We start from the raw sequence: 12,309 nt of genomic DNA, 5'->3' as shown, positions 1-12,309 counted from the left end.
TGAGACGAACCCCCTCATCGTCCGTACGTGGAAATACGGGTCGGGGTGGAAATGCGGGACGAGAAGGTGCGGCGGTAGTCGGTCGGGGTGGTTCCTGTCGCGAGCCGGAAGTGGTGGCGGAAGTTCGCCGGGGTGCCCAGACCGCATGCCTGGCCGATGTGGTCTATGCCGGCGTCGGTCGTCTCGAGTAGTTCGCGGGCGCGGCTGACCCGGGCGGCCGTGAGCCACTTGATCGGGCTGACCCCGAGCTGCGCGGTGAACATCCGGGCGAACGTGCGCTCGGCGACCGTCGCGTGGGCGGCCAACTCGGCGACCGTCAGCGGGGTGTCGAGGCGGCGCAGGGCCCACTCCAGGGTCGCGCTCAGCTCGGTGCGGTTCGGTGGCGCGGGAGGGCGGGTCACGTACTGAGCCTGGCCGCCCTCGCGGTGTGGCGCGGCCACGATTCCGCGGGCGATCGACGTGGCCGTGGCCGCGCCGCAGTCCCGGCGCAGCAGGTGCAGGCAGAGGTCGATGCCGCTGGCCACCCCGGCTGAAGTGAGCAGGGAGCCGTTGTCGACGTAGAGCACGCCGGGGTCCACCTCGATGCGCGGATGACGGCGGGCCAGCTCGTCGGTGAACAGCCAATGGGTGGTCGCGCGCTTGCCGTCAAGCAGGCCGGTGGAGGCCAGAGCGAACGCGCCCGCGCAGATGGTGGCGATCCGCGCGCCCCGGGAGTGCGCCTCGCGGAGCGCGTCCCGCACGTCCGGGGTGGCATCCGGTGGGGTGTCCCGCTCCGCGCCCCGGTAGGCCGGCACGATCACCGTGTCGGCCGCGACCACCTCGTCGAGGCCGTACGGCGCGATGAGCGACCAGCCGTTGAGGGTCTCGACCGGCCCGGCGGACTGCCCGCACAGGATGACGTCGTAGCGGCTGTCGTGGAGCCCGAAGGTCTGGAACGGCATGCCGGCCTCCATCGGCTGCACACCGTCGAGGGCGAGGACCGCGACGCGATGGCGCCGCCGAGACGAACCGATCATGGCGGAATTCTATCGAACAGGGGCATTCCTGCTACTCGTCGCCGCGGGGCGGGGCGCGAAGGATGAGGGCATGACAGACACCCGGCCCTACCGCATCACCGTGCTCCTTTTCGACGGCGTCGAGGAGCTGGACTTCACCGGCCCGTGGGAGACACTGCGGATCTGGCAGACGGTGGCGACCCGGCCGGTGAGCGTGCGTACGGCCAGCCTCGACGGGGCGCCCGTACGCTGCGCGCTGGGGTTGACGGTCACCCCGGACGGCGGGATCGACGACGAACCCCGGCCCGACCTCGTCGTGCACCCCGGCGGTGCGGGCATCGACACGCTCCACACCGACCAGGCACATCTGGCCCGGATGCGGGCCCTCGCCGAGCACGGCACGGTCATGACCTCGGTCTGCAACGGCGCGATGGTCTACGCCGCGGCCGGGCTGCTCGACGGCCGGGCCGCCACCTCCCACTGGCTAGTCCTGGACGAGCTGGCCGGGCAGCACCCGAAGGTCGAGGTCGTCCGCGACCGGCGCTGGGTGGACGCCGGCCCGGTGGTGACCAGCGCGGGCATCACCGCCGGCATCGACATGGCACTGCACCTGATCGACCGGCTGGAGAACACCGACACGGCCCGGGCGGTGGCCGGCATGCTCGAGCACCCGTGGGACCCACGAGTGGACCTCGTCGCGGCGACCAGCCCGGAGAACCGCCAGCACACACTCACCAGCATCGTCCCGCTGATGCAGGCGGCCCGCGGAACCGCTTGACCGAACACTCCGGGCTGAAGTTCCGGTACGAGCTTGTCGCCGATGAGGCGTTTGAGTTTGCGCGGGTGCCTTCGACGTGTTCGGGCAGAGGTTCGATGTCAGGGTCATTGCGTTCTGGGGTAACTGCTGGTCACGGCGGTGATGAGGTCGTGTGATCGGCGGTCGGCGCGTCGGTTGGCGCGGGCGATGTTGGTGGCGCCGTTGATGCGGTGCCAGCCGATCGCGGTGTTACGCAGGGTGGCCATGACGGCGGGTCCGGTGCCGGTCCGGGCTTGGTGAAGATCCTCACGGAAAGTGACGTCTCTGACGTTGTGGACCTGGTTCTCGATCAACCACTCTGCCCTGGCCCATTTTTGCAGGTCAGTGGGCTGGGCGTTGGCGGCGCTCAGGGAGGTGATCAGGTAGGTGGTCTCGCGGCTGGTCTTGCCGTCGATGGTGCGGGTCCGGGTGATCCGGGCGGCCTGCTGGGCTTTCGGGAAGGCGATTCCGCCCGGGGTGTGCAGGGTGACGGCCTTGACCGTGCGGGTCTCCTTACGGCCGTGCCCGCGGTCGCGGGTGCGGTCACCGACCGGGATCTGCGCCCACGGCAGGGTCTTGAGCTGGGTGTGAAGGGTGGGCTGGTTCCCCTTCGCCTGCAGCAACAGGTGTGCTCCGCGGCGGGTGATCTGCTCGGCGTGATCGGTCTGGGTATGCATCGCGTCGGCGACGAACAGGACCCCGGTCAGGCTGCCCAGCACGTTTTCGACGGCGGTGAGCAGGGGTGTGAAGGCTGGGATTTCGTTGCTTTTGGTGTCGACGGTGACCTGGGCCAGGACGATGCCGGTGCTGGTGTCCAGCGCGGACAGCAGATGCACCTGGCGGCCCTCGGGCAGGCGGGCGCCCCGCAAGGTCTTGCCGTCGACGGCTATCACGGTCCGATAGCGGCGTGGCCGGGCGGGTGCCGGCGGTGTCCGCGACCGCAGCCAGCCGGCCAGAACAGTGCTGACCACACTCGCGTCGAGGCGGGTCAGCAGCCGCCACATCGTCGTGCCGGCCGGCACGCCCCGGGTGAACCCGAGCCGGACCTGGTCGGGCTCGTCGAGGTCGTACAGCCAGTCGGCGATCGCAGCGAACGAGGTGGCACCGGCCAGGACCGCGCAGACCGCGACTGTCAGCAACGCCACCAGGGAATACCGGGTCCCGTGCGGGTTACGCGGGTCCGGAATCCGGCCCAGGGCTTCGGCGAGCCCGGTGTGTTCACTATCGGTGACCGGTGATGGTGGAGTGTCGGAGCCGGGGGTTGTCACGGTCAGTGCGCGAATCAGAGATGATGCCATCGGCGGGTGGAGTTCCTCGGTGGTCGTGCAGCGTGAAGAACTCCATGATCACCTTGAGGGCTTCACCCGCTTCCACTGCCTCCACAGAGGCCGATCACCCCACGAAATCCCTGTTCAGCGGGTCAAGGACCGAGAACGCAACAGCCCTGGGTTCGATGTCGAGGGCGAGGCACTGTTTTCGCCGCCGAGTTGCCCTTTGATCGCTTCCAGCTATCAGCCGAAAGCGATCCCAGATTCCCGGTCAACACCGTCCGCACGTAGCAGTGTGTCGATGCTCTCGACTACTCCTGGATATGCTGGTTGGACCCGGGCTGACTCTGCACAGCAGGCATCCATGACTTCTGTCAGGACAGCGCCGAACCGGGTTACACCGGTCTCCGTATCCGCCGCGTCGACACCGAAAGCAACTGCGGTGTCGACAACGATCGACTCGTCAGCGTATCCGTGAACCCGTTGTCCGGGAACGTCACCGCCCGTTCGTCGATCTCATACGTCTGGGCGACAGCCCGCCGTAGCCACCGAAGATCCGCCGGAATCAGCCTGCCATCAACATCCCACACCACCACGCCGGCATCCCGCGTATCCACCGAACGATCGTGCCAGGGCTGACGATCAGGACTCTTCCAGCGACCAGAGCTGCCGACGCAAGGACGATTCGGAGCGTCCGGACGCTATCCCCGTACTCAAGCAGGTAGGTCTGCAGAGCCTCGAGCAAGGACCCGCCGCGACGGGGACCACCGACCGCGCCCACCGTGATGCGGGGTTTCCGGGGGCTCGGCTCCCGGAGCATACAAGACGAGAGGCCCCGGTTCGCGCTTTCCGCGAACAGGAGCCTCTGCCGATACGTGGGCGATACTGGGATCGAACCAGTGACCTCTCCTGTGTGAACGTAGCCCGATCAAGCCACTGACCAGCTAAAACACGGAAATTGCCTGTTCAGCCGTGGTTGTCCGACGCTGCTGAACGCCGTTCGGCGCTGTTCGGCGCTGCTGATTTCAACCCCACCCGCTCCCCGTCCGATCGTCGGTTTTGGGAGCAGCACCGCACCGCCCACCCCGAACAGCCCGATTTCATCGTGACGGCGCTCCCCATCATCGTCGAGGACGCCCCCTGAACAGGTCAAACATCATGGCCGGCAGGGAGCATATCGCTCCCCACACCGGCGGCACCTCGGCCGACCCCAGCGACGCAGGCGAGTCGGCGCCATGCTCCCAACGCGCTCCATGAGCCAGGACCCCAAGGTCATGCAAGCGGACGATTCTATGCCGCAACACAACTCTCACTGTCATGCCGATGAGCGGACGTCGCCGTATTCACTCACGAGCGAATTAATCAGAAAACCCAAGGAGGCTTTCAGCCCAATATCTGCGCACTAGAACCACACCACCGCGCAATGTACGATACTCGATCTAGACCTTCCTTACATTTGACCGCGCTTCTTGATGGTCAAAATAACAATGTCAGTTGCTCGACCTTCGTGATCCTGCGCAACCCTGCCGAGCCTCCTTAGCTCCGCGTCGTCAAGCTGGCGAAAGAACAGTCTATAGTTGCCAACTCGCAATACCATCAGGCCATTCGCTGTCGCATGAACGTCTGAGCCATGGGGTGACTTCATTTCCTTTATGGCGGCAAAGATGCGATTCGTATCTCTTACTGGCAGGTCTCGAATATCCTCCATCGCCTGAGGTGAGAATACAGGTTGGGCGAACTCGATCTGGGCTTCTTCTAATACCTGGTCGATACTGCCGGCGCCATGCAGGATTCGTCGCCCTGGATCCAAGTCGTCATAGACCATTAATTTCCTCCAATCATGGCTCGGCAACTGCTGCAAGGCCAGCGGATAGTAGACGCGCAACGCTTAGCATCAGATGCAGGTCAGACTTAGGTAGCAGAGTGCTGCCCCATATGTCGACGAACATTACGCCGTGTATTTGCTTGCCGCTGGCAATCTTAATCCGCACGTAGTGACTCGGCTGGTCCGGAGATCTCAAGCGAGTCAGCTCAGGTGCCCTAGCTTGGGCATCTCCATCGCGGCAACCAACGTCGCCATTGGCGAATTCGTTAGCGGCTTTCATGAGCTCAGGGTAGGTGGCGTCTATATTCAGGTCTGACTTCTCTAGCTTCCCGTCAGGGAATTCTCCGTGTTCTGCCAGTATTTGAGTACCGTCCAGGATGACTTCCATTTTGCTCTGGTCATACTCTGCGAACATTACCCGAACGCCAGCGCCATCGCCGGTGTCTCCTTGTAGTATCAGGGTCATCTTGGCGACGGCGTCCGTCGCGACTTGCTTGAACCTACCGGAAAATTCCGGTAGACGCTGATCCCCCTTAAGGGAAACCAGTTCATTTTGCGCACCAGTAACGCTGTTAATGGTTGCGAGAAGTAGGCTCCTACTCCTAATTGCCTGGTCGGCTTCAGCCGCATTTCTGTTATTCTCATTCAAGTCCTTCTTGCTGGCAAAATAGGTAGCCGCGCCAGCACCTAAGATTGCCAGTAGTATAAAGGAGACCGATATCAATAATGGTCGCCACAGGATCCCTGGCCCTCCTGGCTCTGTCAGGGCGTCGTACCTTCCAGCGCCAACAGCGGCACCCCCGGCTAAGCCGACCAGTGCCGCCCGGAGGATCGGCCTCGGCGGCTTGTTGGCAGTTGCAGCCTTCACCTTCTTGCTCAAAATTCGACCCCCGCCGAAACTCCTGTCGGTCTACGCCCCAATGATACGTATCCGGGCAGCGCGCGTAGCAGCTATTAAAGTTAATGTTCCTTCTCTCGGCATCAGTATTTAGGCAGGGCTCGGCATCTAAGCTACGGCGACTCTTCGGTTATATTCATCTGCTGGCTATGACGAAAGCGTCCTCTTCTGCCGCTGACAAGGCGCGACGAGCTTCGGCGTCCCTCGCGCGCGAGGGACGGGCGGTTGCGGAAACAACTCCTGCTCGGAATATTCACACTGATCCTGAAACGGAGCTAACCCCTTCTTGACAACCCACTCAGGCGGTCACTGGTGTGTCTCGGACCTGCCGTAGGGTCCGCAGGGTGCCGTCTGTCGAGGCGGTATGCCAGAAGGTCATCCCCGAGCACCGTTTCCCAGTGACCGCTTGGCCGGGATCGTCAGGTTTGCGGAAGATATCGCCGGTGGCGTCGAGCCGGATAGTGCCGTCATCCTGGATCGTTGCCCGAACTTCCTGGCCCGCGGCGGTTCCGATCAGGGCGCTGCCAGCTCGTAACTTCCCGGCGCGAACCATGCGTTGCAGGTCAGTCGGCCGCATCGCGCGGCCAGGCATGGTCGTCGAGGTGGTCAACGTCCCATTTGTCGCTTCGCCTGCCGGGCCATCAGCCGGCTCGGCAACAATAGGCTCGGCGGCGGGAAAACCCAGAGACTCCAGCTTCCAGATTTCGCAGAACAGGCGCCGGTACAGCTCTTGCCGTTGCGCGACGGCAGCGCGGATACCGCCCTCCCGGGGCAGCGCGCACATGTGATGGGCGAGGTCGTACTTCTGGATCAGGACACGAACTGGTTTTTGGCTCTGCTGGAAGCCGCGGTGCAGGCAGCGCAGCAACAGGTTCTCACTGCGATAGACCTCGACCTTGGCCGGGAGGTCCGCATCCTGCAGACTCCGATTGACGGTCTTCGTGAGCAGTCCGAGTAGTCCGAGGCGGTTGCGGAGCAGCCGGAACTCCACCGGATCCGAGATCTCCGGATGCCGGTCGTGCTTGTTGGCGAAGATGTGCTCGACATCCCATCCACGGTCGAGGCTGAGGTAGGCGGTTGTCAGATCGGGAGCTCCCCACTGGCTTTCCGCGAAGGCCGTCAGCCTGGCCAGCAAGTAGCGGACCTGCGCCAAGTTGTTTCCGCGTAGGCCGAAAGCCCGCACCGACTCGTACCCATCATCGGGCGGCATCTCCGCCCACAGGCACGTAGCGACATCGTCAACAGTCTTGCACTTGCGTAGCTGTGGGATGAGCAACGGCGTCAGATCGTCGAGATCGCGTGACAGCGCCGGCTCGTCGGCGAGGACTCGGAGGACAAACCATCGATCGATGAAGTTTGCGACCAGCCTCGCCTTGGCTTTCGCCACTGTTAAAGGATCGTCAGACTTAATCGCGGCCAGGATGAAAGTCATCTGATTGGCCAGCCCGTTGACAGCGTTGAAGTAGACCGCCTCTAGCTCTGGGTATGGACGTTCGCTGGCCGCCTGCAACGTGCGATATAGGGTGGCCAGCTTGATCAGCTGTTCGACGAACCGGAAGTATTGGTTAGGCTGCTTGAGCCCGAGAAGCCCGTCCGCATTCTGGCGGATCCATAGGTGCAGCGCCATGTTGATGTCGTCGCGGTCCCGGAACTCACCGCCCAGCCGGGCATGGTGGGCGATGAGGACGGACTTGAGGAATCTTCCGGGAGCGCCGTGGTCATCCCAGGCCGGCGTCAGTGATGCCAGCATCTCCCGCCAGCTCTTGTTGAGTTCTTCCTCGTCCTGGCCCACGTGCGACAGCAAAAAGCTTTTCAGGAGGTCAACGGCGGTTAGTCGGGCTCCTCGATCATTCATCGACTCGAAGATCCGGAAACCGGTGTCCCGGCTCGGCGCCTGGATCCCGACCAAGATCACCCGATCGAGCAACCAATCGGTGAACCTGCTCAGATCATCCGCTGCGATCCGTTCCGCTAGCAGTTGCTCGAGCTCAAGACTCCGCGCGTGAAGGTTCCGCAAAGAAAGCGACGCCCCGTGGTCGGGGACTTCGTACTTCCGTCCGTTGTAGAGGGCTTGGAGGAGATCACGGCGTTCCTGGATGTCGATCCGGAATCGCCAGGTGCCGCCGTGCGCCTCCCGGATCACGCGATCTAGGCGAGCCTCGGCATCCCGGAGCCTTAGCTCGCGCGCCTGCCGATGTAGATGCATGAAGATCAGATGCACGGTGGTGAACCGTTGCTGTCCGTCAACGAGAAAGCGCGAACCGCCACGCTGTTCGTAGTAGACGATCGGCCCCAGGAAGTACGGGTCGGCGTACCGCATCCCCCGGCGCGTCTTCGGGTCCTGGACGGCTTCGTCGAACTGGGAGCACAGATCGTCCACCAGAGTCCGTACATCGCCAGCAGTCCACGCATATTCGCGCTGGTAGTAGTCGATCGCGTACGTGGCCTTGCTGAACAAATCGGACAGCGCGAAGCTATCTCCGCTGATCGACGAACCACCCACCGACGACCCCTCCCACCCGAAATCGCCAAAGCTACGTAAGGTTGCCTATCACGGGGTAGAGATCAAGTCGAGTTCGTGCCCTTACAACGTACTGATCCCCTGCCAGGCGATCTGATCAATCGACTTCCCGACCGCACTGCGCCGTTACGAGCGACGCACTGTTCTGCCGCGATCCGGTCACCTCCTCTACGGCAATGATCGGGCTGCGAGCGTCAGAGCTTCAACATCACACGACGGCGCCGTGATCCGTTGCGCCTGGTCGGCGTTCGGAGGGCCAGGTGTTGCACCACAGGCAGCACCAGTAGAGGTTGTCGCGATCGTTGTCACCACCGTTGAAACGGGCAAGGCGATGCCCGAGCGAGCCGATTCGCCTACCTATCGCAGCCCACGCGACAGGTCTGCCGTCCGGGCCGGACGGTCGGCCTTCGACAGCGAAAGACCCGCAGTCGCCGCACCTGCCCGCAGCCGCATCGAGAACCTCCCACACGACCGACGCGGTGATCCGGAGGCCGGGAGGACCGGACATCAGCCGCGGCCGGTTGGCCCGACGCGCTTTACGGCTGCACCATGCCATCCGCTGAGCCGTCGTGGTCGCGGCCAGAAAATCCGCCCAGGACCGGTACACCGGGTCAGGCACGGTCCCCTCACCAACGGGTTCCGGTGCCAGCGGCGCAGGGTGCATGGCAGCCAGAAGCTTCTCTCGTTCCTCTACTGGCAGCGTGGCGGCGAACGCCAGCAACTCAGCGGCGGTCGGCGCTTCTCGATCCCCTTCCATAGTCAGATTGTGCAGCCATAGGGGCTGCAAGGCTCCCGTCGGCGTGAGCTCCCAGCAACGCGGTCTTGGGGTGAGGCCCAAAGCGGTGATGGCGATGTCCTCTGTGGTGATGAGCCCCGGGAGGCAATACCCGGGGGCACCGTCGTCACTATGCCGGCAGCTACTCCGAGACCAGCTACCCGGAACCGACCACCTGCTATGCCAGGCCGACGACGTTGCCATGGCCGGACCGGTTCACGGACGGGTGACTGAACGATGCCTGCCGCATTGACCACGCCACATGCGGGAACAGGTAAATAGCCGAACACATAGATGGCACAACCGTAGGAAGCCAAGACGGAGAGCGGTTCGGTCGGGAGACGGTCATGGCCTGGGTCGAAGATCGCGGAAGCCGAAGCCGGGTTCGTTATCGCCGGGCCGGGCGCACCGTCACCGACAGCACCTACACCTGCCGCGAGGACGCCGAGGCCGAGGCAACACGCTTGAACAACGCCACCCGAGCGGCCCGGCGGCGCTACCAACCCTCACCGGCACCCCGGCTGGACGAGTGGGTCGCCACCTGGCAGGCCGGGCATCTGGCCGCCGACTCGACCCTGGCCCGCTACGAGAGCCTGCTACGCGTTCACATCCTGCCCGCGTTCGGCAGCCAGCGCATCGACTCGATCACCCGCCAAGACGTCAAAGCCTTCGCCCGCGGCCTGGCCAGCCACCTCGCCGACAGCAGCGTGCGCCACATCATCACCCTGCTCGGCCAGATCCTGCGCGAGGCCGTCGACGACCACCTGATGTTCTTCGACCCCACCGCCCGACTCCGGCTACGCCGCCTCCCGCGCGAGCAACGCCCGTTCGCCACAGCCACCCAAGTCCAGCAGATCGCCGCCCGCATGCCCGACACCATCACCCGCACCCTGGTGATCACCGCCGCCAACACCGGCATGCGCATCAGCGAACTCACCGCCCTCAGCCGCGCCGACCTGCACCTGGCCGAAGCCCGCCTGCATGTCTCGGCCACCACCGGCGCCCTCCACGAAGTCCGCGGCCACCTGACCCTCGGCCCACCGAAAACCCCGGCCGCCGTCCGCGACATCGCCCTGCCGCCGTTTCTGGTCGACGGCCTCGACCGGCTCCTGCGATCCCACCCGTACGACACTGTCTTCTGCTCACCGACAGGACGGTGGCTGTGGCGCACCGATTACAACAACCGCCGCTGGCGACCCGCGTGTGACGGTCACCCACGCTCCGGCTGGCCGCCCATCCTCACCGGCATGCACTTCCACGATCTGCGCCACACCCACCGCACCTGGATGGACGAAGACCACACCCCCGAAGTGCTCCAAGCCCACCGCCTCGGCCACGCCATCCCCGGCATCCGCGGCGTCTACGCCCACGTCACCCCCACCATGACCACCCGGCTACTCGACAGCCTGCAAGCTCGCTGGCTCGACAACGGCGGCTACTGGTGACCCCCGCCGAAACCGACTTCGCCGGTTAAAAGCCGTGAAAGTGCCGGACATCCCGAGCTCGGCGTACCACCGAAGTAACGAGTGATGAGCACTTGGATGGTTACCTTGGGAGCAAAAAAGCTCCCATCCGAAGATGGGAGCCAATGAGCGAGGTCAGCGATCATGCCGCTGACCTGTGGATCCGAGTGGGCGATACTGGGATCGAACCAGTGACCTCTCCGGTGTGAAACGTAGCCCGATCAAGCCACTGAACAGCACAAACATAGATCATCCCTGCTCAGCCGCCGTCGCCCGACGCTGCTGAACGCGGTTCGGCGGTGCTCGACGCTGCTGATTTCAACCCCGCTTGCTCCCCGCCCGATCACCTGTTTTGGGAGCAGCGCCGCACCGCCCACCCCGAACAACCCGATTTCATCGTGGCGGTGCTCCCCGCCAGCGCTGAGGACGGCCTCTGAACAGGGTAAACATCGTGGTCAGCGAGGAGTGGATTGCTCCCCATGCCGCCCCGTCCTCGCCGAGCCCAGAAACGTGGTCGGGCCAGGGCCGTGCTCCCAATGCGCTCCCGTAAGCCAGGACCCGAGGTCACGCAAGCGAACGATCCGACGATGCCGAAGAACCACTCTTACTGTCATGCCGATGTGAGTGCATCTGATCGAGGCTGGAATGATCATTAAGGCTCGAGTACGACTGAAATCTGACACTCTTCAACGAGCCTCGCGTTGGTCCCGTAAGAGGAGGCAGATCGACGGTCGATCCATTTGATCAAGCGTGGTGAAAATGACACCGGTCGGCGTTGCGAGCGTGCCAAGTCAGGAATCACTGAGCAAGCTAATTGATACTTACTCAACTATAGGTGTTGGGCTGGCCGCCGTGGCCTTCTCCGGGATTGTCGTATACATCTCAGGAGGGAGGCAACTCGGGGGCGAGGAGCATCCATTCCTGAAGCGATCCGAGATCGTTGAATCGCTTCTTTACAACATGGGATCACTGATTGTTTGCACATTTGTCATCGCAAACTTTTACAATCGTGACCTGCTGGATTTCTGGGTTAGAGACTTTTTGATACTGGGTACTCTCTGCCTCGGCCTGTCGATCCTTTCACTCTTCTATTCCGCCTCCATGGTGTTACTTCGTCAGCATGACGTCCAGGATGTCGGGCGCAGTGCTCGGGCGCTAGTTGTTGGAGCCGGGCCTGCTCTCGTTCTGTCGTTCTTCATCCCGAACCTTACTTATCAATACTCAGCGGATGCCGATCGGTACATGCTAAATATCGGAGACCAGATCACCCGAGATCCGCTGATACCTGCGGCGTATGCGAGCTGGCTACCATGGCTAGGGCTTGCTGTCGTAACTTTTTTCTCTTTGATCAAGATCACGATACGAATGGCATTCGGTGCCAAAAATCACAATGAAGGACACAGGCGCCCCGTGGCTATGGCGAGGCCGTCCAAGATTGTTTTTTGGGTATCTATAATAGCCATGGTGGGAATTCAGGTTCTGTTGGGATGGGCGGATTTTCCCGAATGCTCACCACAGGCCTGCAATCGTCACGGTCGTGAACTTTCCGCATACGCCTTGATACTCTTCGGCCTATTATTCACATATGTTTCGGTGCGGAGTTTCCGAGTCGGCATCAGGCACAACCCGAAGAATTAGATCAGGTGCGGAACTACTCCGGCTTGATCGTAGAGGAACAGGCAATGCGGCTTACGCTCCGTCACGGCGCCAGCCGCAAGATAAAACCTCGGCTGGGCGGGCACTCATTTGCCGCAGACAAGGTGTCCGG

The 12,309-nt window shown here is 63.1% G+C and carries 11 protein-coding genes; 5 read left to right on the top strand and 6 right to left on the bottom strand.

The genetic code is table 11. From position 1 onward, the window contains the following. Positions 1 to 14: 14 nt before the first annotated feature. Positions 15 to 1,016 carry a GlxA family transcriptional regulator gene (locus BLU81_RS42315; protein WP_092554680.1) on the bottom strand — a complete coding sequence of 334 codons (1,002 nt, stop codon included), beginning with the start codon at positions 1,014 to 1,016 and terminating at the stop codon, positions 15 to 17. A gap of 70 nt (positions 1,017 to 1,086) precedes the next feature. Between BLU81_RS42315 and BLU81_RS42310 the strand changes: the two genes are divergently transcribed. Next, positions 1,087 to 1,773: a DJ-1/PfpI family protein gene (locus BLU81_RS42310; RefSeq protein WP_092558430.1), complete on the top strand. Its 687-nt coding sequence runs from the start codon at positions 1,087 to 1,089 to the stop codon at positions 1,771 to 1,773. A 104-nt stretch (positions 1,774 to 1,877) separates the two neighbouring features. Here the strand turns inward: BLU81_RS42310 and BLU81_RS42305 are convergent, their stop codons facing one another. Further along, the gene (locus tag BLU81_RS42305) at positions 1,878 to 3,089 is read right to left on the bottom strand and encodes an ISAs1 family transposase (protein WP_231953782.1); all 1,212 of its coding nucleotides are present in this window, start codon (positions 3,087 to 3,089) and stop codon (positions 1,878 to 1,880) included. 928 nt (positions 3,090 to 4,017) lie between these two features. On the opposite strand from BLU81_RS42305, the gene BLU81_RS48915 reads away from it, so the two are divergent. Beyond that, the gene (locus BLU81_RS48915; protein ID WP_157752013.1) at positions 4,018 to 4,203 is read left to right on the top strand and encodes a hypothetical protein; all 186 of its coding nucleotides are present in this window, start codon (positions 4,018 to 4,020) and stop codon (positions 4,201 to 4,203) included. Positions 4,204 to 4,509: 306 nt separating this feature from the next. Here the strand turns inward: BLU81_RS48915 and BLU81_RS48910 are convergent, their stop codons facing one another. From BLU81_RS48910 to BLU81_RS48900, 4 genes are all read right to left on the bottom strand, one after another. After that, positions 4,510 to 4,884, bottom strand: a complete 375-nt coding sequence (locus BLU81_RS48910; protein WP_157752012.1) for a type II toxin-antitoxin system RelE family toxin — start codon at positions 4,882 to 4,884, stop codon at positions 4,510 to 4,512. A 13-nt stretch (positions 4,885 to 4,897) separates the two neighbouring features. Then, positions 4,898 to 5,764 carry a hypothetical protein gene (locus BLU81_RS48905; RefSeq protein WP_157752011.1) on the bottom strand — a complete coding sequence of 289 codons (867 nt, stop codon included), beginning with the start codon at positions 5,762 to 5,764 and terminating at the stop codon, positions 4,898 to 4,900. Between the two features lie 316 nt (positions 5,765 to 6,080). Next, entirely contained in the window at positions 6,081 to 8,285 is a 2,205-nt protein-coding gene (locus BLU81_RS42295; RefSeq protein ID WP_092554676.1) for a GmrSD restriction endonuclease domain-containing protein, read from the bottom strand. Positions 8,286 to 8,511: 226 nt separating this feature from the next. Further along, on the bottom strand, positions 8,512 to 9,060 hold the full coding sequence (locus BLU81_RS48900) for a hypothetical protein (protein WP_157752010.1): 549 nt from the start codon (positions 9,058 to 9,060) through the stop codon (positions 8,512 to 8,514). A gap of 365 nt (positions 9,061 to 9,425) precedes the next feature. Between BLU81_RS48900 and BLU81_RS42290 the strand changes: the two genes are divergently transcribed. The 3 genes from BLU81_RS42290 (at position 9,426) to BLU81_RS48890 (ending at position 12,179) form a co-directional block, all read left to right on the top strand. After that, positions 9,426 to 10,523: a tyrosine-type recombinase/integrase gene (locus tag BLU81_RS42290; RefSeq protein ID WP_092554674.1), complete on the top strand. Its 1,098-nt coding sequence runs from the start codon at positions 9,426 to 9,428 to the stop codon at positions 10,521 to 10,523. 317 nt (positions 10,524 to 10,840) lie between these two features. Beyond that, positions 10,841 to 10,978, top strand: coding sequence for a hypothetical protein (locus tag BLU81_RS48895; protein WP_157752009.1), 138 nt, complete (start codon positions 10,841 to 10,843; stop codon positions 10,976 to 10,978). Positions 10,979 to 11,300: 322 nt separating this feature from the next. Further along, the gene (locus BLU81_RS48890) at positions 11,301 to 12,179 is read left to right on the top strand and encodes a hypothetical protein (protein WP_157752008.1); all 879 of its coding nucleotides are present in this window, start codon (positions 11,301 to 11,303) and stop codon (positions 12,177 to 12,179) included. Positions 12,180 to 12,309: the final 130 nt, after the last annotated feature.

Origin of the sequence: Actinoplanes derwentensis (assembly GCF_900104725.1) — a bacterium.
In the GTDB taxonomy this organism is placed as follows: Bacteria; Actinomycetota; Actinomycetes; order Mycobacteriales; family Micromonosporaceae; genus Actinoplanes; species Actinoplanes derwentensis.
The sequence above is the reverse complement of the archived record's forward strand: the minus strand, read 5'-3'. Positions and strand labels throughout refer to the sequence as shown.